The sequence below is a fragment of the Synergistaceae bacterium genome (assembly GCA_021372895.1).
GTDB lineage: Bacteria > Synergistota > Synergistia > Synergistales > Synergistaceae > JAJFTP01.
Genome location: JAJFTP010000095.1, coordinates 1 through 23,934 on the forward strand (window position 1 = coordinate 1; position 23,934 = coordinate 23,934).

18 protein-coding genes are annotated in these 23,934 nt (G+C 43.8%); 12 read left to right on the forward strand and 6 right to left on the reverse strand.

From position 1 onward, the window contains the following. The first annotated feature begins 241 nt into the window (after positions 1–241). Together LLF78_08230 and LLF78_08235 are read left to right on the forward strand one after the other, a co-directional pair. Positions 242–1,258 (forward strand): DUF3089 domain-containing protein, encoded by a 1,017-nt coding sequence (locus LLF78_08230; protein MCE5202480.1) that lies wholly within the window; start codon positions 242–244, stop codon positions 1,256–1,258. A 133-nt stretch (positions 1,259–1,391) separates the two neighbouring features. Continuing rightward, positions 1,392–2,264, forward strand: coding sequence for a universal stress protein (locus LLF78_08235; protein ID MCE5202481.1), 873 nt, complete (start codon positions 1,392–1,394; stop codon positions 2,262–2,264). Between the two features lie 102 nt (positions 2,265–2,366). Here LLF78_08235 and LLF78_08240 read toward each other — a convergent pair whose 3' ends face one another. After that, entirely contained in the window at positions 2,367–4,823 is a 2,457-nt protein-coding gene (locus LLF78_08240; protein MCE5202482.1) for a hypothetical protein, read from the reverse strand. Between the two features lie 38 nt (positions 4,824–4,861). After that, positions 4,862–10,915 (reverse strand): hypothetical protein, encoded by a 6,054-nt coding sequence (locus tag LLF78_08245; protein ID MCE5202483.1) that lies wholly within the window; start codon positions 10,913–10,915, stop codon positions 4,862–4,864. 334 nt (positions 10,916–11,249) lie between these two features. Between LLF78_08245 and LLF78_08250 the strand changes: the two genes are divergently transcribed. The 6 genes from LLF78_08250 to LLF78_08275 are packed head-to-tail and all read left to right on the forward strand — an operon-like array spanning position 11,250 to position 17,931. Then, the gene (locus tag LLF78_08250; GenBank protein ID MCE5202484.1) at positions 11,250–12,443 is read left to right on the forward strand and encodes an amidohydrolase; all 1,194 of its coding nucleotides are present in this window, start codon (positions 11,250–11,252) and stop codon (positions 12,441–12,443) included. Between the two features lie 29 nt (positions 12,444–12,472). After that, the gene (locus tag LLF78_08255; protein ID MCE5202485.1) at positions 12,473–13,438 is read left to right on the forward strand and encodes an ABC transporter permease; all 966 of its coding nucleotides are present in this window, start codon (positions 12,473–12,475) and stop codon (positions 13,436–13,438) included. Then, positions 13,438–14,328: an ABC transporter permease gene (locus LLF78_08260; protein ID MCE5202486.1), complete on the forward strand. Its 891-nt coding sequence runs from the start codon at positions 13,438–13,440 to the stop codon at positions 14,326–14,328. The genes LLF78_08255 and LLF78_08260 overlap by 1 nt, the downstream gene beginning before the upstream one ends. 9 nt (positions 14,329–14,337) lie before the next feature. After that, on the forward strand, positions 14,338–15,324 hold the full coding sequence (locus tag LLF78_08265; GenBank protein MCE5202487.1) for an ABC transporter ATP-binding protein: 987 nt from the start codon (positions 14,338–14,340) through the stop codon (positions 15,322–15,324). 4 nt (positions 15,325–15,328) lie between these two features. After that, the gene (locus tag LLF78_08270) at positions 15,329–16,324 is read left to right on the forward strand and encodes an ATP-binding cassette domain-containing protein (GenBank protein MCE5202488.1); all 996 of its coding nucleotides are present in this window, start codon (positions 15,329–15,331) and stop codon (positions 16,322–16,324) included. 59 nt (positions 16,325–16,383) lie between these two features. Next, positions 16,384–17,931: an ABC transporter substrate-binding protein gene (locus LLF78_08275; GenBank protein ID MCE5202489.1), complete on the forward strand. Its 1,548-nt coding sequence runs from the start codon at positions 16,384–16,386 to the stop codon at positions 17,929–17,931. A 180-nt stretch (positions 17,932–18,111) separates the two neighbouring features. On the opposite strand, the gene LLF78_08280 is transcribed toward LLF78_08275, so the two are convergent. After that, on the reverse strand, positions 18,112–18,762 hold the full coding sequence (locus LLF78_08280) for an acetyltransferase (protein MCE5202490.1): 651 nt from the start codon (positions 18,760–18,762) through the stop codon (positions 18,112–18,114). 207 nt (positions 18,763–18,969) lie between these two features. On the opposite strand from LLF78_08280, the gene LLF78_08285 reads away from it, so the two are divergent. Then, positions 18,970–19,752: an EFR1 family ferrodoxin gene (locus LLF78_08285; GenBank protein ID MCE5202491.1), complete on the forward strand. Its 783-nt coding sequence runs from the start codon at positions 18,970–18,972 to the stop codon at positions 19,750–19,752. Between the two features lie 85 nt (positions 19,753–19,837). Here LLF78_08285 and LLF78_08290 read toward each other — a convergent pair whose 3' ends face one another. The 3 genes from LLF78_08290 to LLF78_08300 form a co-directional block, all read right to left on the reverse strand. Continuing rightward, positions 19,838–19,981, reverse strand: coding sequence for a hypothetical protein (locus LLF78_08290; protein MCE5202492.1), 144 nt, complete (start codon positions 19,979–19,981; stop codon positions 19,838–19,840). 25 nt (positions 19,982–20,006) lie between these two features. Continuing rightward, positions 20,007–20,600: a methyltransferase type 11 gene (locus LLF78_08295; protein MCE5202493.1), complete on the reverse strand. Its 594-nt coding sequence runs from the start codon at positions 20,598–20,600 to the stop codon at positions 20,007–20,009. Positions 20,601–20,752: 152 nt separating this feature from the next. Beyond that, complete coding sequence (locus LLF78_08300) at positions 20,753–21,319, reverse strand: flavin reductase family protein (protein MCE5202494.1); 567 nt, start codon at positions 21,317–21,319, stop codon at positions 20,753–20,755. 111 nt (positions 21,320–21,430) lie between these two features. Between LLF78_08300 and LLF78_08305 the strand changes: the two genes are divergently transcribed. From LLF78_08305 to LLF78_08315, 3 genes are all read left to right on the forward strand, one after another. Beyond that, complete coding sequence (locus LLF78_08305) at positions 21,431–22,195, forward strand: ABC transporter permease (protein ID MCE5202495.1); 765 nt, start codon at positions 21,431–21,433, stop codon at positions 22,193–22,195. Next, entirely contained in the window at positions 22,192–22,938 is a 747-nt protein-coding gene (locus tag LLF78_08310) for an ATP-binding cassette domain-containing protein (protein ID MCE5202496.1), read from the forward strand. The genes LLF78_08305 and LLF78_08310 overlap by 4 nt, the downstream gene beginning before the upstream one ends. A 62-nt stretch (positions 22,939–23,000) precedes the next feature. Further along, entirely contained in the window at positions 23,001–23,912 is a 912-nt protein-coding gene (locus LLF78_08315; protein ID MCE5202497.1) for an MBL fold metallo-hydrolase, read from the forward strand. The last annotated feature ends 22 nt before the right edge of the window (positions 23,913–23,934 follow it).

Below are 23,934 nucleotides of genomic sequence, written 5' to 3' on the forward strand. Positions count from 1 at the left end.
AATTCCAACAGATTTCTTTTCCTTCATCGTCAGCGTCATCCATATCCCTCTTTTCGTGCTTCTGCTAGGGATATTTTCAAGTACATTTTTGTTTTGACGCAACGATGTGTTTTTGAGTACTTTTTTAATGACGCAATGCGACCCGTTTACACAGAATTATATGAATGGTATACTTTTAAAGTATCATATTATTAGAGTATTCTATATACTTGTAAAGCTGTTCAGAAAGGGGTTGTCTGTTTTGTCATCGCGTATTTACCGTTATACCGTACTGTCTCTCCTATCTTTGCTTCTTTTATCATGGGATCCAATTTTATGCAGCGCATCTTCAGGTCCTGCTGATCCTTTCAGTTTTTCTTCTGCTCCCGCTGCCCCTGTATATTCTGATATATCTTCATGGGCTGTAACTCCTAAAGATACTGCCAGATATCCGGTAGATGTACTGTTTTTTTATCCTACAACTTACTTTGATGATAAGAACTGGAATCAGTCAATAAAAGAGGCGGCAATAGACAAAAAAATCCCACAATGGATCAAAAGTCAGGCAGGGATTTTCAATGGTTCCGCTAATCTTTATGTGCCATATTATAGACAGGCTACGATATATGTTTTAAATGCGCCGCTCAACAGCAATAACCATCATGCAATGGATATTGCATATGATGATGTTGAACATGCATTTGACTACTATATGAAAAATTGGAATAAAGGGCGACCTTTCATATTATCCGGTCATAGTCAGGGTTCAAACCTTTTATTTATGTTGCTTAAACGTCGTTTTAATGATAAAACACTGCAGAAACAGCTTGTAGCTGCGTATGTTATCGGCTGGCCTGTTACGCAAGAAGATCTGGAAAAATATCCGCACCTTAAAATGAGTGAAACTCCTGATGAGACTGGATGCATAATCAGTTATAACACACAGGAAGCTGACTCGCCTGTTTCCATTGTCATAAAAGGTACGGTTGCAGTAAATCCATTGACAATGACATTAACAAAAGATTTTGTCCCTGCGGAAAAAAATCTTGGTGCTATGTTCTTCACAGAGGACAACGTACAATATATTCCATATTATACAGGAGCTCAGATAATAGACGGTGCACTTATTATCCCTCGGCCGTCAAACGCTGATTTATTACAGACGTCGCCACCAGGTTTTTATCACCAATATGATTACACATTTTTTTATTGCAATCTGGTTGAAAATGTAAATGCGCGTATAAAAGCCTATTTACGCAAGAATATGCCAGCAAAATAAGATGAAAATGTCACTTTGCTATTTGGTTGATGTACATGCTAACCGTTGTTTTTATAGGACAATTATGGTATAAAACAAATCGATGTAGAGCAATATTAACTTTTCCAAATTTTATCAAGAAGGAGGAATCGTTATGTTTAGAAGGGTGATCGTTGCATTGGATCTATCAAGGGATTCTCAGGCTCTTGTGAGCTGTTTTGGGGCTTTAAATGTTTATGGCATTGAGAAGTGTCTGCTGCTGCAGTTTTGGGATATGCTGGAAATTCTGGGGATCAATAATTTTTACAGCCCTACAGCGCTTATTGATTTTAAAAAAAACCTTCAAAACCAGAAAGAAATACTTGAAAAACAAGGATATGAGGTAGAGGCAAGGTTATTATCAGGATTTTCAACAAGTGAGATAAACAAAATTGCTGATGAAGAAAATTATTCAGCCGTTGTAGTCGGTACAGATAAGGACATTTTCAGTCCTATGGCCAATGAGTTGATCCATAATGTAGAAAAACCTATCCTGATTGTTAAATTGGATTTAGATGGAGAAGGACCAGGAATATCCTGCACAAAAGCAGCAGGTGGCAAAATAACAAATCATGTTTTATTCCCAACTGATTTCTCTAAAAATGCAGAACAGGCGTTTGACTGCTTAGTAGAAATGGCAGCGGCTGATAAAATAAAGAAAATTACATTAGTTCATGTGCAGGATCAATATCGCATCAGTCCCTATCTTGATGATCGCATAGAGGAGTTTGATAAGATCGACACCGAACGCCTTGAAAACATGCAAAGGATCCTTAAGGAGAAGGGACATGCCGAGGTGGATATAGTTTTGAAATTTGGGTCCCCCTCGGTCAAGATCCTGCAATTAGTCAAAGAACGTAATGTACAGCTTGTTGTCATGGGCAGCCAGGGCCGTGGTTTCGTAAAAGAATTTTTCTTGGGAAGCGTAAGCCATAATATCGCACGTCAATCACTGTCGTCTGTTTTGCTGATTCCGGCAAAACGATAATGGGATCATTTTTCACTCTTGATGTGCACGGCAGCCCAATAATGAGAAATCAATATGGAAGAGCCAGCCATCCGCCCATCCGCCAGCCTTTACTGGCTCTTCCTACGCGTTCAAATTCCCTGGCGTTTTCCGCTCTGCTATAACCAGATGATGTGCGCCGTCGTCTGCCATCTGTAGCATGTTGCCGGAAAGTCTGGCCCCGTCAACGGTTAACTCGGTTATACCTGTATTTTCATCACTTTTATTTATAACCCTTATTTCGTACGTTGTATTTCCGTACCTGTACCAAACTGTATAATCCCCGAAGCTTGCCGGAGTTGAAGGAGCTATTATCAGTCCGGTATTTTCTTTTATGATTCCGAGAAAATTTTTGATCAGTCCCTGATACATCCATCCTGCCGACCCAGTATACCAACTCCAGCCGCCCCTGCCTGTATCCGATCCGCCCACGGATGATATATCCGCCGTCATAACGTAAGGCTCCTTTTCATACCGGAGCGCATCCTTCCTGGCGGAAGTTATGTGAATGGGGTTCAGCATTGTGAAGAGTGTATGTGCTAGACTGTGATCGCCAATCATAGAAGCGGCGATAGCCAGCCATACTGACGCGTGAGAATATTGACCGCCGTTTTCCCTTACTCCAGGATAGTAATTTTTAATGTATCCTGGATTTTTGTTGGTTTTGTCGAAGGGAGGATAAAGGAGTAAAGAGAGTCCGTCTTTCTCATTGACCAAATATTGTTTGGCAGAGTGGATAGCTTTTAACGCCCTATCTCTTTCTGCTCCGCCTGAAATAACGCTCCAAGACTGGCTGATGGAATCAATTTTACATTCGTCGTTTTCCCTTGAGCCTATTTTTTCGTAATCGTCATAAAAAGCCCTTATATACCATTCGCCATCCCATGCATGTTCCTCTATGTTGCATAAAAGTGTTTTTCTGCTGCTTTCCTGTTCTTTGGCAAAGTCATTGTCTTTTTCATGGCTGCAAAGGGGGATAAATTCCCCAAGCAGTCCATAAAGGAACCATCCCAGCCAGATGCTCTCTCCCTTGCCCTCAATGCCGACTTGATCCATACCGTCGTTCCAATCGCCGCCTCCCATCAATGGCAGGCCATGTACTCCAAACCGTGTATAAATTATGGTTTTCTTGCAATGTTCATAAACAGTACCATCCATATCCGATACTTCAGGAGTAAACATAGCCTCATGTTTATCCTTGTCCAACAGCGGACCCTTAATATAAGGGACCCTTTCCTTCAGTATGGAATAGTCGCCTGTGCATCTGACATAAATGGCAGTGACATAGGGAAGCCAGAGCAAGTCGTCGCTAATTCTCGTCCGTACCCCAACCCCGGTAGGAGGATGCCACCAGTGCTGGACATCACCTTCTTCAAACTGTCTGCTGCAGGCGAGCATAATCTGTTTTCTTGCTACCCCTGGATCGGTATATAGAAGGGCAAGCACATCCTGAAGCTGGTCTCTGAACCCATAAGCCCCCCCCGACTGATAGAAGGCAGACCTTGCATTGATCCTGCTGGAAACAGTCTGATATAGAAGCCAGCCGTTCAGAAGTATATCAATAGCTCTATCTTCGGTCTTCACCTTGATGGTGCCCAGAATGCCGTCCCAATAGGCCTTTATTTTTTCCAGTTCAATGTCGATCATGGAAGCATCTTTATACTTGTATCTTAATGTTTTTATTTTATTATAATCTGCACTCTGTCCCAGGCCAAAAACGACAGTTTTGCTTTCACCAGGCTTTATTGCTATCGATACCTGTATAACTCCGCATGGATCGTATCCCACACCGGTATTGCATGATAATTTTTTCTTCAGTCCTTCTGGGTTTGTTATGGAGCCTTTTAAGCCCAGAAATTCCCTCCGGTTCCCCGTATAGCCCGTTATCATTTCGCTCGAGAATATAAAGCTTTTCTGTTCCCGGAAACGACCATTATATGTATTTTTTGCTGTAAGGTATTCGTTTTCATTGTTATAAGAGGACACTGTGTATGGTTCTGCATGTTCTTTATCCACGCCCATGACCCATTCCACATAATAAGTGACGCTCAAATACTTGTCCTGGTCGGAAAGGTTGACAAGCTTGAGGCTCCAAAGTTTTACAGGCTCGTCAAGTGGAGTTAATACCTTAAGCTCCTGCTTAATATTGTTTTCGTCATGAAAGAAAACCGAATATCCAAAACCATGCCTTACCCTGTAAGTTCCTCTGTCCATTCTTCCAAGGGACGTTGTAGTTATTACCTTTCCGGTTATCTCGTCCTTGATATATATTGCCTCTGAAGCCCTATCGCATACAGGATCATTGGACCACGGCGTTATTTTATTCTCTCTGCTGTTAACTGCCCATGTCATTCCAGCGCCTGATTCAGTAACCAAAAAGCCAAAATCAGGGTTGGCTATTACGTTGACCCATGGTGCGGGAGGTCTGTTATAATCACTTAGAATGATTTCATATTCTCTGCCATTTTCAACGAAACCACCGAAGCCGTTGAAGAACTCACAGTTTTGGTTCTCTATAGGGGATATATTTTCTTCATTCAACGATTTCATCGCCTTTCCATATAACGTTGCATCTTTGCTCAAAACGATTCCTTGACATTCCTGAAGTATATGCCTGTCTTATCTGTGAAAACAACTCTCGCAACGGTGAGGAGCAGATCCACCTCAGTCGGTGTCATCTGGTATGTATGTAGTATAAAGAGGCTGGGTTGCTCCCTCTTTTCATCATATATCTTAAGAGAAGATGTCATCTCATTCAGCATATCGTCAAGCTTCTGCATGTAACCGTATGGAGCTTCGCTGAGTATCACCAGATCTATATTTACCTCATTTATTCTCAGATATTCATAAGCTTTGATTACATCCTTTATTATCCCGACATCCTCAGTAGAGTTGACCCTCAGTAACATTATAGGGTTATCTCCGGATATGCCGAATTTCCATAAATCGCTTTGGTTCCCCCAGTTCCGTCGGATGTTCTCTGCCGGACCTCTGTAATAAATTGACGGATAAAATATCGGACTGATTAAATTCTGAAATGCGTTAAGCTCTGAACTTGAGATATTCAGATATTTAAGTTCAAGGGCACTTTGTAGCCTGAACTTTACATTTATATCCTCTAGCTGAGGGATATAGTTTAGTTCCTCGCCTATTCTTATTGCCTCTTCCTTTCCGGAACACACTCCTGTAATAAAATAAATACTGGCTGTGCTTTCTGCTTCCAAATCAATGTTTACCCTTAAGCTTATAATAGGATCATTTGAAAAACCTGCGTTATTCGACATGGGGCGGCTTTCTACGACTGTATCCGGGTTTCGGACTGTATTATTTCTGCCGATGAATTTCAGTCTGTCGTTCTCATATTCGATACTTCTTGAAAGTTTCAGTTGTGATTTGACCATATGCATCAGGTATGGGGATTTGCCGTCTTTCCCATCCCGTCTTTTAGACAGAAAAATATCATGCCCTTCTATAAACTGGCTTTCTATGAAAAGTTTGTTAAACGCAGGGTGAGCGATTTCCGCCGAAAAACTATCCATAACTACCTCCATATAACTTGTCAGTTCTATGAGTTTTTTCTCGTTGCTGTGGTTAGTCAATGTAACTTTACGGACCTCTAGGTTATGATTCGGTGACAGATTCACAACCGTATGAGAGGATACATCATCATCTCTTCTGTTAAACTCTATCTGATGGGGCGAGAATATGACCTTATATTCGTCCGGTTCTGTCTTAGTAGGATTATACGTGCTGCTCCAAAGCCTACCGCTTTTTATGTCTTTTATAAATATATAACTGCCCGTACAGGCATAAATATCGGATCTCCATCTGTAAAGCATTAAGTCCCTGTAATAGCTAAAACCATCTCCGTCTGAAGTTATCATTATAGAATAGTTGTCGTTTGACAGTAAATGTGCTATGGGCATTTCAGGTGCGACCTTGCTGACATGTCTTTTATGAGGGATTTCCTGAGGGATATCCATTTTCTTGAGTTGGATATTATACCCTTTCCTGGAAATCAGGATAAAATATGAGGCAAGTTTTTCTTCGAGAAGCATTTCTGTGGCCTTTATAATGGGTTCGGCATGAAATCTTCTCTTCATTACTCCGTTATGAATGAAATTATTTATAGATACCAGACTCATGCCCTGATGGTGGGCCATGAAAGATTTAACTATAGAGTATGGAGTTATGGCTACAGGGTCGGGACCGTTGAAATCTATTGCTTCGTAGTATCCATAATAACCGGTACATCCGAGCTCTGCCAGCTTCCTGAGATTTGAGAAGCAATGCTTATCGGCGTAATCCAAGGCTATTATCGTTGCATAGGGGGCAACTACCAATGTCGGGCTCAGGGAAGGCTGAAGGCGCAGCTCCGGCACGCCGAATGCCCTGTACTGATAATTGGAGTCCTGGTCAAAATGGTAGTGCTGTGATTCGGATATGCCCCAGCATGGGATCCCTATCCGCTTAGCATACTTTATCTGTTTTATAACTGCGGCTCTTGATGTCTCGGCAAAGACAGAACCTTTGTATTCCTTCATGACCAGATTCGGCATAAGGTATTCGAACATAGTTCCGCTCCATGATACAAAGCATGGTATCCCGTCAACGATAGTAAGAGGTCTTCCAAGTTTATACCAATGTTCTACCAGCACATCGTTTCTTGCCACGGTTAAAAAGCTGGTCAGTAAAAATTCGGAGGCAGCCAGATCATAGCAGCCTGAATCCAGTTTTTGTGATGACAAATTGTAGCCGATATGGAACAACTTGCGTTTTTCATTATATAGAAAACGAAAATCGACATTACTAAACATAATGTCTATATTTTTGGTAATGGACTCTATTTTTTCCATAAGAGCCTTTGCATGTAAATTATCTTTTAAGACAAGCTCCCTCAATGTGGGCACAGAAGCAAAGCTGCCGCTTATTTCGAAATCTGAGATTTCATTTAAGATGGAGTCGATGCTGAAGTTTAGCTCTCCGATAAAGCGGGCTCCTTCTCTGTGGGCATGGTCCTGTGAATTAATATTTCCCTTTATCTTGGTAATTTCGTTTATAAATTCTTCTATTGTCTCGTAATTATTTTTTAGTTCAATATCATAACCGCATAAGCCTATAATATCTCTGAGGCCAAAGACCAGATCAGGCGAGAGCAGCGGAGCATCAATAAGCTCAAGGAGCCCGTTTTTAAGAGTAATCATATACGCATAAAAGTTTCCGCTGTCTACAGTAGATATATATGGGGGATTCAACACATCAAGAGTTTTGATGTTGTACCAGTTGTAAAGATGTCCCCTCCATTTTGGCAGCCGCTCAATGGATTGGAATATCTTCCAGATATATTCCAATGTTTTGTTCAGGGTTTCAAATCCTAAATCCCTTGCTGAAAGGACTGATAAAAGTTGAAGCCCAATATTGGTTGGCGAAGTTTTGTCAGTGACTTTCTCCGTGGGTTCACTCTGGTAATTGTCCGGGCAAAGCCAGTTGTTGCTCTCTGTTGAGAAATCCTTAAAGAACTGCCACGTTCTGCGTGCTGTCTCCCTCAGCATCTTCTCATTCTCATCCGATATGATCTTTTGACTGTTGTCCTCCGGCAGGCTGATACCGTAAGCTATCAGATACGATAGACCCCAGGCGGCGGATAATGTCCCGTAAAGGACCATTCCTGTCAGTGGTATCTCAACTGAGGATAACAATTTGATTATTATAGCGGAAGGTATCAGGGAACTGCACATATGAAGAAAATAGTTTGTTTTTGTACCCAGGGCGTATTTCTCTGTGGTTTCGGCGGTATTCCACATAAGAAGGTGTCTCCTGCTCTTAATAAGCCTGTACAATGTCCGTAATATTGCATCCGCAGCAATATAGGCCCTGTATGGCGCGAAGGCTATATCCAGGAGCGCCCTTTGTATAATCTGCAAGATGTCTTTCAGCAGATCTTTATATACAATGACAAGTTTCGGTCTGCGGATCTTCTGCGAAATAATCCCATAAAGAATAAAAAAGAGACTGACAATATCAGCGAAAAACACCAAAGGCAGCCAGAGGTAATAAATCTCCGGCATCAGTGCAAGATTTAGAATTATTATAAGGACTTTGCACAGCGGCACAAGACTTAGCCTGAGATTGTCGAATATTTTCCATTTGGATAACCCGGCAAGTGTTTTTTTCTTAAACAGCCACGGCAATAGCTGCCAATCTCCCCTTATCCATCTATGCTCCCTTAGTGCATAGGAGATGACGTTGCCGGGATAGTCTTCCATTATTTTTACAGCGCCGGAAAAAGCGGTTTTGACATAACAGCTTTCTAGCAGGTCATGGCTCAGTACGCTGTTCTCCGGTATGTTCTTGTTCATAATGGCATGAAAGGCTTTTATATCGTATATCCCTTTGCCGGCAAAAACGCCCTCGTCAAATATGTCATGATAAATATCCGATATGACTGTTGAGTAGTGGTCTAATCCCTGTTTGCCGGCAAAGACTTTGTAAAAAAGGTTGTTTTTTTTGTATTGGATATTATTTGTTATAGAAGGTTGAATTATTGCATAGCCGTCTTTAACCCTTCTCTTCTCGTAATCTATAACCGGTTGGTTTAGGGGGTGATCTATTATACCGACAAGCATTGATGCGTTATCCTTTAAAAGGACAGAATCGGAATCCAATGTGATCACATATTTGAAGGTATGAAGCAGGTTTTCATCACACAATATGATCGAATAGCTTGTATCCTTCTCCCCTGACAGAAGGGCGTTAAATTCCTCAAGCTTTCCCCGTTTACGTTCCCAACACATATAACATTTTTCAGATTCATTCCATTTCCGGAATCTTACGAAAAGCGAAAAACGATTGTATTCTGATGGATAAAGAGTATTCAGCCTGTTGATCTCTTCAATTAAAACATTTTCAAGCTCTTTATCTTCCGGCAACTCTTTTGCAGGAGAATCCTTAAAGTCGACCAGCAGGGCAAAGAAAAGATTTGACTGCCTATTGGTCAAATAATGTCTTTGCAGTTTACTTACATACTCAAGCGCTTGTTTTTTGGATGAAATGATCACGGGCATTACCAGAAATGTCCGGGCCCTGTCGGGGATGCCTTTTAGATAATCAAGAGCAGGCAACTCCCTCACCTTGATAAGCCTGGCAAATATATTATTTGTTATATCAGTGGCTATCCCGATAACAATACACAATGCAGCGGCGAGGAAAAATAATTCACCATATATCCCGCATGTTACTTTAGAACGCCGCAGAATGTATATTAAAATACAGTAAGCTATAAAAATTGTCACGTATAAAGAGATAAAATATAAGAGTCCTTTGAAATTATGCTTGGGCTGAAGATTCATGGGGCCCGGTTTATTTAAAATTTTTGCCACCAGGAGGGGATATCCATGACCGATAAGGTAAGAGCCGACATGATTAGCACATTTCAGATCATCTCTGCCTTTGACGGCAAGTTCCAGGCAAAACTCTGCTATTGTTTTTTCTTCCATTTTATGTTTCAGCGATAGTTTTTCTATTACAGCCCTGTAATTGCTGCGGCTCTTTTGATCCATAGCAGGATATACTTCTGCCGGGTCTTTAAGCAGGATGTGCTCAATGGTTGAAAGGTCCTCAAAAAAAATCACACCGTCTATTTCAGATGCTTCCCATAAACTGGCTAAAAAGATCCGGATGTTGGACTCAAGGTACGATTCCAGTTTGCCCTCATCCAGAAATATATCTGAAGGTTTTGAGTATTTTGTTTCATTGAAATAGCATTCTACATATCTTTGGATGGAGGAATCGTCAAAAGCCATATTTTTCAGCAGGTATATAACATAAGAATGGAATGAAATATTTTTGCTGTACTTTTCTTCCACCCCCTTAAGAAGGGGATCGATACTGATCGTGTTTCCTTGCTCCCTCAGGCTGTTCTTAACAAAAAGGTCAGCTTTAAATTTTGTCTCTGTGATATTTATAATATCCTCAGCCACAGATGTTATGCTTTCTAAGAGACAGAAGCTTATTATTTCGGGGAGGGCCCAAAGTTCCGTGTCTGTTAATGAGAGCTCTTTTTGGTATGCCTTTACCATAAGAGAGATTTTGTCCTCGTTCAAATAACCGCCTGACAGCTTTACGATTTTTCTGGCAAGAACATAAATTCTCGGATATCCTTTGAATTCCCCTTCCTGTAATATAGGAAGGATTTTATCGCTTGTCTCCGCGGCCTTGATTTTCTTGAGCTCTCTGTACATAATCTGGAAGTTGTCAAATAGCCAGCGCGCGGCTGGTACCAGCGCAATAATTTCCGGGGATACCCCAGATAAGGTGTCACGAATTTTGTTCAATTTTTTGTAGGCAATGTCATTTCTATCTCTTATTACAAAATTGTATTTCTTCCATTTGACGTTCCTGTGAGCATAGGACAGATTAAGCATCTGTTGCTCCAAATCACTTGATCCGAGTATCTTTTCGGTATCTGTTGTTTCTACAGGTAGAAGGGCTCTTCTCCTGGCATTAATAAACCGGTGGCAAAAAAGCAAAAAGACAACGATGAAAATGACAACAGAAACCATAAACACTGCACCCCAGATAAAATTCGGAGCAGGCATTAATTCGTTAATCCCTTCAATAATTCCTTTATACATTTTTATCCTCCATTTTTATATGAACGCCCGCACTTCAAATATATTTAATCACCTCATATGCTGACAGTAATTTCACTCTTTTATCTTAGTTTGACCCATTATTAAATTATATCATATTTTTTAGAATTATCAGAACCGGCGCCGGATAATGCTTACACATATTAACAATTGTTCTCAAGCAGGTTCATCATCGGCCGCCCTAAGGTTTGATTATCATTTGCTTGATTTTACATAAGCTGTATTGTGTATTCTTTGTGCCCATGTATAATGATGTACAGCTATGTAAAATATGTATACATAAACTATGTACTGAAAAATCGGGAGGGATTTCAGAGTGCTGTCGGTCAAGGAAGAAATAGCTGTTGCGGTGGAAGAACTTAGGGCGGAACTGCTCAAACTCAGTCATGACATACACGATAATCCGGAGCTGGGGCTACGTGAGTATAATGCGGTAAAGTGGCAGAAAGAACTGCTTGAGAAGCACGGCTTTATTGTAGAGACCCCGTTTTGCGGTATGGAAACAGCATTTAAGGCAACATGCCCGACGAATAATCCCAACGGCGTCAAGATTGCATTTCTTGCGGAATATGACGCGCTTGACGGGATAGGGCACGGATGCGGCCATAATATTATTGCTGCAAGTGCCGTCGGAGCTGCCATATCACTGTCAAAGACGATGGATGAAAATAATATTTCCGGAGAAGTTGTGGTTTTCGGAACACCGGCGGAAGAGACGCGTGGAGGAAAGATCCCGATGGCCGATAACGGAGTTTTTGATGGTTTTACTTGCGCGCTTATGATACACCCGGCTACGGAGAACATAATCGCACGCCATGGACTTGCCGCTCAGTCCGTTGATGTTGAATTCTTCGGTAAGGCGGCTCACTCATCGAGTCCGGCGGATGGTGTCAATGCACTTGCATCCATGATCGCCTTCTTTAATGGAATCGACTCTTTCAGCCATACATGGAGCAACGAGAGCAAGATAAACGGCATAATTACTCAGGGAGGAACTGCATCAAACATTATTCCAGACTATACATCGGCCTCATTCACTGTGCGCGCAGGGAAGAAAAAGACGCTGGTAAATATGTTCGGCGATATAGAGCGCATAGCAAAATCAGCAGCACTTCTTACCGGGGCAGGCTTTAAGGTCAATGGCGCAGATATTTATGCTGAACGCTATCCGAGTATGGCGCTGGGAGAGGCTTTTAAAGCAAATATGGAAACCCTCGGAGAAATAATGAACTATCCAGACTACACCGCACAGGTAGGTTCTTCCGATATTGGCAATGTTTCACTGGTGGTGCCCGCCATTCACGAATATCTTTCAATTGCCGGACCAGGAAGCGTCACAGCCCACCATGAATCATTCTGTAATGCTGCCGTCAGCCCCAGAGCCGACGAAGTAGTTCTTCTCGCTGCAAAAGGACTGGCTATGACTGCCGCAGATATCTTGACGGATGAAAAGCTTCGCGCCCGGATGTGGAAGGAATTCGATGAAAAAGTACGTCCGAACCAGTGCTGATTATAACAGGTGAAATGGAGAGAGATTAGATGCTTAAATATATGCTCAAGAGAATTATTCAGATGTTTGCGGTCCTCTTTGTGGTCTCTGTCATTGTATTTTGTGTTATGAGCTTTACAGGCGACCCTGTCCTTATGATAGTACCTCCGACGGCGACAGATGCACAAATAGAAGAGGCAAGAACTGCCCTTGGGCTGGACCAGCCACTGTGGGTGCAGTACAAGGTCTTCCTTGTTAATCTACTGCATGGAGATATGGGTGTGTCATATATATTCAAACGTCCTGCCCTTACTCTGATTATTGAGCGCATGCCTGCAACTCTCGAACTTGTGTGTCTTTCGGTGATAATCTCCCTGCTTATAGCCCTGCCGTGCGGTGTATTTGCCGGTGCATGGCCGAATAACACGTTCAGCCGCGTAATAATGGCCGGTTCTCTTTTTGGTATATCGCTTCCGTCGTTTTGGGTCGGCATACTGCTTATATTTTACTTCGCGGTTGAGAAGGGTTTTCTGCCGTCTTCAGGACGCGGTGTTACCGATACTCTTTTTGGCATCCCATTTGCTTTTATGACTTGGGATGGTTTCAGGCACATAATCCTGCCGGCAGTCTCACTGGCACTTGGCACCCTTGCTATGATGATACGTCTCATAAGGGCTCAGATCATGGAGGTCATGCGCCAGGATTTTATCAAGTTTGCAAGAGCAAAAGGTGTCTCATGGAAAAATCTGCTCTTTTCCCATGCTCTGAAAAATGCACTTGTGCCTGTGGTAACTGTATTCGGAATGGAAGTTGGCGGCCTCATTGCTTTTGCGACTGTGACCGAGACAATATTTGCATGGCCAGGGATGGGAAAGCTTCTTGTAGATTCGATCAACACCGCCGACAGGCCTGTTATTGTGGCATATTTGATAATAGTTGCGGCTATGTTTGTATTTATTAACTTTATGGTGGATATTATTTACACTCTGATAGACCCGCGCATTGACCTGAGGTGATGAATGTGAGTAAGAAAATAAAGGATTTTTTTAACAGCGAGTTTTTTCATAATTTTGTAAGAAGTCCGGGTGCAGTAGCGGGTTTGATCATAGTTGTTTTCTTCCTGTTGATGGTAACGATAGGCCCGATGTTCACCCCGCAGAATCCATATGACATCGCGGGGCTGGACCTTATGGATGCATATAAACCGCCGTCATGGATGAGCGGAGGAGACCCCGCGTTTTTCTTCGGTACTGACGAGCAGGGCCGTGACATGCTGAGTGCCATAGTTTACGGAAGCAGGATTTCCCTCTTTATCGGAATAATTGTAGTGGCTCTTTCCTGTACCATAGGAACCGCGTTAGGGTTGATTGCAGGTTATTTCGGCGGGCGGCTGGACAGTTTTCTCATGCGCGTTGTGGATGTACAGCTCTCCTTTCCGGCAATGCTGGTGGCTCTGTTTATTATGGCGGCCTTTGGAAGGGGGCTAGGCAAGCTTGTATTGGCGCTTACAATAGTTGGATGGGTGCTTTATGCTCGTACTGTCCGGGGTTCTGTGCTGGGGGAAAAGAAAAAAGAATATGTAGATGCGGCGAAACTTATCGGACTCTCTCCATTCTCGGTAATACTTCGCCATATACTTCCCAATATACTGACACCGCTTATTGTCATAGCCACAATACAGGTCGGATCAGTGATACTGACGGAGGCAACGCTGAGTTACCTTGGCGTCGGGGTCCCAGTTACTGAGCCATCCCTCGGCCTGCTTGTCAAAAACGGCTATGATGTGCTCTTCAGCGGGCTTTGGTGGTCCTCTGTCCTACCGGGAATGTTTATTATGTTTCTTGTATTCGGGATCAATCTCCTCGGAGATTTTCTCCGTGATGAATTCAATCCGCGTTTGAAGTAGGTGAAGTAAATGTCAGAATTTTTACTGGAAGTAAAAAATTTAAGAACCTACTTCGATATCTTTCGCGGTACAGTTAAATCTGTTGACGGCGTTGATTTTACGTTAAAGACCGGTGAGATACTTGGCATTGTCGGAGAATCAGGCGGCGGAAAGTCCGTTACGGGGTTCTCTATTCTTCGCCTGATAGATTACCCTGGAAGAATCGCCGAAGGCGAAGTTCTTTTTAATGGAGAAGACCTGGTTAAAAAGAGTGAAGATGAGATGCGCCATATCAGAGGGAAGGAAATATCGATGATTTTTCAGGATCCCATGACATCTCTTAATCCGCTCCAGACTATAGGCCGGCAGATAGATGAAATGCTTTGTCTGCATACCAGTCTGTCTTCTTCCCAACGTAAGAAGAGGATGCTTGATCTGCTGAATGAAGTCGGCATATCAAACCCTGAGGAGCGTCTGAGGAGTTACCCTCATCAATTTTCTGGCGGAATGAGGCAGCGTGTTGTCATAGCAATTGCACTTGCGGCTAATCCAAGGATAATCATAGCCGATGAACCCACGACGGCACTTGATGTGACAGTGCAGGCACAGATACTGACCCTTATGGATAACTTGGTGAAGAAGTTCGGATCGGCCCTTATTCTTATAACGCATGACCTTGCTGTTGTATCGGAAATGACTCACAGGGTAGCTGTAATGTACTGTGGGAAGATAGTCGAAGAGGCTCCGACCAAGGAATTGATCAAGGATCCATATCACCCGTATACCAAGGGCTTAATGGATTCAATCCCTAAGATGTCGGGAGAAAGAACACGGCATTTACCTCAGATATTGGGAATGGTGCCAAGTCTGTTCGATCTGCCGAACGGCTGTTATTTTGCTCCGCGCTGCAGCAGAGCAACAGAGCGCTGCCGGAATGAAATTCCTCAGATGAAACAGGTCTCCTCTGAGCGCAGGGTTGCATGTTACAATCCTGTATGTAAGAATAACGGAGGGTAAGGGAATGTATAGTAATCAGGATCCTAATAATTCAGAATACATTCTTGAAGTCTGCGACCTTGTGCAAAGTTTTGATCAGCCTCATGGGATCCTGGACAGATTGACAGGAAGAACTAAAAAGGTTGTCCATGCGGTAAACGGCGTATCGTTTAATTTAAAGCGCGGTGAGGTATTCAGCCTTGTCGGCGAATCCGGCTGCGGGAAATCGACAACTGCGAGGACCATAGTCAGGCTGCTTGAGCCAAAGGCAGGAAGAGTGGTCTTTGACGGAGAAGATATTTCAAAGTTCAGTGCAAGGAAAATGATGTCTGTCCGCAAAAAAATGCAGATGATTTTTCAGGATCCTTATGCCTCTTTGAATCCCAGGCAGAAGATTAAAAACATTATAATGGAGCCGATGCTATTTCATAAAGTTGTGTCGTGTAAAGATGAGGCAATAGAGAGAATGTACAGGCTTCTTGACATAGTCGGTTTCAGGCCTGAACAGGCGGATCGTTATCCTCATCAGTTCTCTGGAGGTCAGAGGCAGAGAATAGGCATAGCAAGGGCCATATCTACCAATCCGTCCTTTATAGTAGCAGATGAACCTGTTTCAGCTCTTGATGTATCCATACAAGCTCAGGTGCTTAACCTGATGATGGATCTAAAGGATGAATTTAACCTGTCATATCTTTTTATAGCGCATGATCTCTCTGTTGTCCGCCATGTGACTGAGAGGCTGGGTATAATGTATCTTGGGTTCATAGTAGAACAGGGGGAACGCGATTTGATCTTTGAAAAACCAATGCATCCATACACAAGAGCTTTGCTGGCCGCTGCACCTACGCTTGACAGGGAGAAGGCAGTCGAACCATTACAGGGGGATGTGCCAAGCCCTATTGACCTGCCTGAGGGTTGTCCGTTTGTAAACCGCTGCCCTCAGAGGATGGAAATATGCAAAACAGCCCGTCCCGTGCTTCGTAACCTTGAGGGACGGTCCATAGCGTGTCATCTTTATTAGGAACTATCAGCTGTTATGGCTGTAGTCGTTACCATAGAAAATAAGAGGGGGAATGCATCATGCGCAGAAAATTGGCAGCAATACTGGTTATACTTTTACTTTCGCTGATGGTGGCTGCATCAGCGGTGGCAGCAGAGAAGAGCATTGTCATCGGAATTGGGTCAGATGCGCTTTTTTTGGATCCGTCACAGCAGGATGAGACGATTACCAACACAATGGGACGTTATATGTTTGATGGACTTCTCAACAACAACGCGGCTGGCGTTCCTGTTCCGGCCCTTGCAACGTCATGGTCGATAGGCAAAGATAACCTTACGTGGACCTTCAACCTACGCAAAGGTGTAAAGTTTCATGACGGCAGCAGTTTCACAGCAGATGATGTAGTTTACACCATAGACGTCTGTCGTACTTCACTGCTTAAGGATTTCACTGCCTCAATTAAGGATGTGCAGGTCGTTGACCCTTACAAAATCAAAATCATCACAAACGTACCTACTGCCGTTCTGCTGGAGTCGCTTGCGCCTCTGCGTATCCTTCCCAAGGCATACAGGACAAAGGTCGGAGAGACAAAATTCAATCAGGCACCGGTCGGCACAGGTCCGTACATATTCCAGGAGTGGGTCAAGGAAGACCACATCTCAATGAAAGCCAATGATGCTTACTGGGGTGGCGCTCCGAAGATCAAGAAGGTTACTTTGCGTCCCATCAGCAATGCAGCAACCAGGACGGCGGCTCTTCTTACCGGAGAAGTTGACATTATCGAAGATGTGCCTGTCCGCGACATAGCCAAAGTAAAAAGTACAAAGGGCTTTACGGTTGTCGACCGCCCGAGTGAACGCCTTATCTTCCTACACGTTGATGCGAACAGGCCGAAAGGGCCTGGGATCATAGGCCTTGACAAGAACCCCTTCAACGATATCCGTGTCCGCAAGGCTCTTTCAATGGCTATAGACAGGGATGCGATTGTAAAGGTGATCATGAATGGCAATGCCTACGCTACAAACCAGATGGTCCTTGAAGGCAGACGTGGCTATAATAAAAAGATTCCAGCTCCTGTGTACAATCCTGCAGAAGCGAAGAAACTTATAGCAGATGCCGGTTATCCCAACGGGTTCAAGGTTTATCTTGATGCTCCGAACGGCCGTTATATAAATGACGCGCAGGTTGCCCAGGCACTGGCAAGCCAGCTTACCAAGGTCGGCATTCAAGTTGAGCTCCGCCTGCATCCGAAGTCGATTTTCTTCGATTTTGTGCGTCCCGGTGACAAGTCCAGCCTTGTAATGTCAGGTTGGTCAGAGCCAATAGACGTAGGGGAAATGTCAAATGTCCTTTTCTATACAAGGGATAAAAATCCAGCAAAGGGCGGTTCAAACCGCTGTCACTATGCAAATCCTGAATTTGACAAGCTCATCGACGAGGCAGACGCCACAGCCAGCCCTAAAAAGCGTGCTGTTATCCTTGAAAAAGCAGCGAAGCTTATTGTTGAAGACTGCGGAATCGTTCCGCTATACTTTCAGCAGGATATATACGGCATAAAGGACACAGTGAAATTTACGCCCCGTTCCGACCAGTCCATTCTCGCATACGAAATGGATATAAAAAAGTAGGGCGGTCGCTGGGAAAATCATCTGTAATGCAATCTGCAAAAAGCAGACTGAGGGGGTATAACTCCCCGAAGCCTGCTTTTATAAGTTATAACGATAGTTGCCTATTTGCAGAGATCCATACCGAACAGCCGGAAGAAATGGTCAGTGTGATTCAATAAGTGACAAAAGACACGGAAACTATCACGATCTCCATTCTCCCTCACTGATCACGGACCTTAGTATCCTTCTTGCCGGAGTTCCTACAAATGTGCCGTCTGGATCCAGATCCCTGATGACTGTCGAGCCCGCTCCGACTGTGACGTTTGTTGAAATATGCGTATGCGGAATAACTACGGCCCCCATTCCGATGAAAGAACCATCTCCGACAGATACGCCATCTGCTATGCAGGCACGGGGCAAGATGTGACAGTAGTCCCCTATCGTACAATCGTGGTCTATCAGAACAGATGCGTTTACTATAGAATGATTGCCTACCGTTGTGTCCGCCTGAATTATAGTGCCGGCAAATACAATAGTTCCATATCCAAGACGTACGGAGCTGTGTACATCAGTTAAAGGGTGAACTATGACAGGCCAGCAGATATTGGAAAACTTTTTACTGATCTCTCGTCTCACACGGTTCGACCCGATAGCTATCACCGCCATGTTACCTGGTTCGTCAGGCATATCTGAAGTAGGGCCAAGGATAGGAACACACCATAGTTCCTTGCCCCAAAGGTTCTCATCATCATCATAAATGCCGGCACATCTAATTTTGCAGGCCTCCAGAGTGGTCATGACGACTTTTGCATGGTCTCCGGCCCCTATCATATAGACAGAATCTCTGCTCATTTTTTGAACCTCCCTTTTGGCTTCTACTGGATATTCCCCACATTAGCACTGTGTCTTCCAAGCTATGTATATTTTACCTTATCTTTAGTGGTTTGGCGTGCCTTTGCAAATATATGCAAGCGACTCCGAATGATTTTTGCTTTACAATAGGGTAGGCAGACGGACAGCAAAATATCTGTGCGAAAATAGAAAGAGAGGTAACGGGATATGAATATAGAATACTTTGTCTTCTCCGGAACTGGGAATACCCTAATGATAGCGCGTGGGATAGGCAGTGAGCTTGTCAAGAAAGGGAATACCGTCAATTATTATATGATGGAGCGGCAGCGGGCTTTTATTCCTGAAGAAGATAGTGTTATTGGACTGGCGTTTCCTATAGCATTTTTCTCTTCCTATCCGCTTGTTCTGGATTTCATCGATTCCTTGCCCGAGGGCAACGGATGCAGGATATTTATGTCCGCAACAATGGGCGGTATGGGGATGGGCGTCGAGGGAAAAATTCGTAAGATGATTGTAGCCAGAGGTTATACACCTTTTGGTGCAGAGCTTTTTCTTATGCCGGGAAACTATAATAACAAAACGATGCCTGCCGAGAAGAGCGAGAAGAACAAAAAACTTATTGATGTTGCAATGGAAAAAGCACGCTTATTCGGCGACAGCCTGAATAATGGAACAGCAAAATGGAATAGCGGTGTGCCGGTCATCCCTTCTGTATCTCAGTGGTTTGTCCGCAGTGGCAGGGCGCTTCGTTTTTTCTACCGGACATTCCCGATCGAAATAAACAACGATAAATGCATCAGATGTATGCGATGTATTGATAATTGCCCAATCGGAGCCATCTACAGGAACTCCGGATCACTATTTATACGTCCTGAACTCTGCCAGTCATGCCAGCGCTGTGTCGGTTTCTGTCCTGTTCATGCTATTATTGTTCCAGGGAAACCGGCAGAACAGTATAGGGCGATGGATTTTGAGGAATTTATAAAATAATTTTTTACGTTAAAGCCGGTAAATCAAGTTAATTCCAAGAATCGGGCAGTCATTTATGCTATGATTTATCGGTCCGTATCAGGGGCTAATCTTCAGATTCGAATTGCAGATCGTTCGCAACAGCGCAGTCATTGCAGACAATTACTGACTCTCCGTCTTCGGTCACCGCTTCATGGAACAGATCGCAGCATTCATGGAGCGCTCTTCCGCACAATGCACAGCTAAGCATTAAAATCACACCTATCCAATATATTTCAGTCATATTGTTGTTTCAGCAACCCGGTACATTCATAGACGAACGCAGGAGGAATATTAAGAGGGACAAATCTTGTCCTGACACTGCTGAATATTTTTTCAAAAGGTTCCCTCATATGCAGTGAGTACTGAAAGGCAAGGAAAACCCCTTCAGGTCCCAACGATTTTATTATACTCTTAAGAATGCTGTCAGTTTCCTCCTTTGGCAAGACTGCGTAAGGAAGGCTCGAGATTATCAGGTCAACGTGTAAAATACCCCTTGACTCAAGGATTTGCGGAAGTTTTACTGCGTCGGAGTATATCTTGAGTTTTGTTTGTGTTTCCAGCCGACTTCTGAGTTCCGGTTCTATCTCAAATATAAATATGTTGGAATTATTACCCATCCTCTGAATTATATTTTTTGTAAATACTCCGGTGCCTGCGCCAAGTTCGGCTACAGATCCGACAGAACTCCACTCAACATTAGCCAGTATCGATTCCGTCAGGAATGAAGAGCTGGGAGCTATGCTTCCAATTCTTCTGGGGTTATTGACAAACTTTTTCATGAAAAGTATTTTTTCTTTTATTGTCTCGTCTATAAAATCCATATACAAAGCTATACACCTTCTTAATTTCTTTTGCACAAATACAGCATAGCAACAAGTGCAAAAATACAGTTCCAAAACACTAAACACAGTGTGGGCACTCAGGCCGGAACTTTGTTTAATGCAAGGGCTATAAGCAAATTCAGAAAATAGATTGTTTCCTACCGGCCTCTTTTCTTAACAGAATAGCCAAAAGTGCCTAGCTGTCTTCCAAGGGAAAAGTATTTCCCGTGACTGGCAGCGATTAGTCCAGCTTTCTCAAGATGCAGCACGCTCTTTGTGTCTAAAAGCATTTCATCCGCATTAACGGCGAGGATCTTCGAGAGGAACATGTCATGGGTCCCAAGGGGGATTATCCTTTCAACTCTGCATTCTATGCTTAGCGGACTCTCTTTTATCATAGGGGCGGCTGCCTGAGACGCAGGCTCTGCGGTTATAGACGGCAAGTCAAATTTGTTTATATCGCGGCCCGATTTTACACCGCAGTAATCAGCGGTCCATAAAAGAGATTCTGTAGTCAAGTTGATCACAAAATCGCCTGTCTCTTTTATGAGGCCATAAGAGTAACGTTCCGGCCTGATCGATATATATGTCATTGCCGGGTCTGAACATACAATGCCAGTCCATGCGACGGTTATGACATTCGGTTTTTCCATAGTTCCGCACGACACCATAACAGGCGGAAGGGGATATAACATTGTTCCAGGTTTCCATGTGACCTTGCCCATATATCGACCCTCCTTCAATTTGTCTATCGTATAAGATTACCACGAATCAGGTTTGATTTAAAGTGCAGACTTTGAATAATCACTGTACAATATACTGGGAGTGTTGGATGAATGAAATTAACTAAAGACAGTTTTCTACATGATGGTCTGATAGTTCCGTTCATATTTGTTTTTTTGTGGTGGTTTGGTTCAAAGGCCGGCTGGTGGAACCCATTCCTGCTTCCTTCACCGGGGCAGATTATGCATTCATTCATCGTTTCGATAGAGGGCGGAGAGCTACAGAAACATGTATGGGCCAGTCTGGACCGTATTATAAAGGGCTTTGGCCTGTCGGCGGTTTTTGCACTGACCCTTGCTCTTATATGTGCATGGTTTCCTGCCTTGCTGTCGCAACTTGAACCTACGCTTGAGTTCTTGCGTCATATCCCGCCAATGTCTGCCATACCAATGCTCATACTATGGTTTGGCATAGGTGAGACTCCTAAAATAATTCTTATAATCCTAGCTACGTTTTTCCCTGTCTTCATGAATGCACTTCAGGGCATAAGGGATTGTGATCCTAAAATGATTGAAGTTGCAAAGGTCTTCGGCTACACTCGCTGGCATCAGTTCAAGTTCGTGATTATACCCTCCGCTATCCCGTCTATTCTGACAGGGCTGAGGCTGGGACTTGGATACAGCTGGCGCTCACTTGTAGCTGCCGAACTTGTCGCAGCTTCATCCGGGCTTGGTTATATGATACTTGATGCCGAGCAGCTTTCGCGTTCCGATGTTGTAATGATGGGCATACTGGTTATAGGGGTTCTTGGCGCGCTGCTTGACTATGGATTCCTATGGGTTATGAAGCGTTATTTGAAAAGGGGCATAGAGGCTTGAGCTGGCTCAGGATAGAGAATCTCAAAAAAACTTATGATCTGGAAGATATGAAGGTCCAAGCCCTGGCTGGGATCGACCTTGATATAGAAGAGGGTGAATTTATTGTCATCGTTGGGAGGAGCGGCTCAGGAAAGACGACACTGCTTCGTATACTAGCGGGGCTTGAGGAACAGACTGAAGGTAAAATAATTTTTAAGGACAAAATCTGTGACACTGAGAATACACTTCATGTCGGCATGGTCTTTCAGGAGGCACGTCTTTTACCCTGGCTTTCTGTTGAACGTAATATTCTTTTCCCGTATCTGCCCAATGGCAATATCTCAATGCTTCATCAGAAGATGCTGGATATTCTTAAGATGCTTGGGCTTGAGGGGTATGAGAACGCAATGCCCGCACAGCTTTCCGGCGGTATGGCACAACGGGTGGCACTTGGTCGGGCGCTTTCGTGTGATCCGGAGATCATCCTATTGGATGAGCCTCTGGGTGCGCTTGATTATTTTACGAGGAGGGCTTTGCAGCGTGAGCTTGCGAGGATTTATATGGAGGGCGGTAAAACCTTCCTTATGGTGACCCATGATGTGGGAGAGGCTCTGCGGCTTGCAACCAGAGTCCTTGTGCTCAAGAACGGGAAAATCGACTCATCTGTGCCGGTACCCATGGGATATCCAAGAGTGCGCGGCAGTACGGAATTCCAAGGGCTAATTGATAAGGTTTTGGATGCGATAGGCGATACCGGCTGGTGACAGTGTCTGCCAAAATATGTTGTATTTTAATCATCAGATAATGATTGAAAGGTGGATGTTATATGGATACAAGGGAGATTATTCCCGGTCTGACTCAGATAGTATTATATCTTCCCGGTGTTGGATTTGAGTCTTTCATCAATGCATGGCTCATAAAGGACGAAAAAAGGGGGCGTAATGTACTCGTTGAAACAGGTCCGGCTGTCTCTGTTCCACAGCTTGCGGAGGATATCAAAGCGCTTGGCATAGATAAGATAGATTATCTGCTCTATACACACATCCATCTTGACCATGCCGGCGGGGCTGGGCAGTTTCACAGAATTTTCCCTGACACAAAATTTATCGTGCCGCCTAAAGGCCGCATACATCTCGTGGATCCCGAAAAGCTGATACAGGGCAGCAGGGAGAACCTGGGAGACCTCTGCGATATTTACAAAATGCCGGAACCTCTTCCTGCAGATGCTCTTGCGCCGCTTAATTTTGAGCTTGACGGGCTGATGATAATTGACACACCGGGGCATTCTCCACATCACAGTTCTTATGTATATGATATTGGCGGGACTAATGTCCTATTTGCCGGAGAAGCTGGCGGCTGTTATTTTGAACTGCCCGACGGCTCTGTTTTCATGCATCCGGCCACGCCGCATAAATTTTACTATGAGACTGCAATTGCGTCACTTGACAAACTGATTGCGCTCCAGGACATAGACCTGATATGCTATCCGCATTTCGGCTGCAGCCGTGACTGGAAAAACCTGCTCATATCAGCCGAGACACAGATGGCATTGTGGAAGGATATAATTTCCGCACTGCCGAAGGACAAGAAAGCTGATGACATTGTTAAAGTACTGTTGAACTCAGATCCGATGTTGAAAAACAACGAGAGGCTGTCTGCGGAAGAGAGGGAGAGGGACTCTTTCTTCTTACGGCAGAGCGTCGATGGGTATCTTGGGAATCTGAACAGAAAATTCTGATGTCTGACAAAAACAGGGAGGT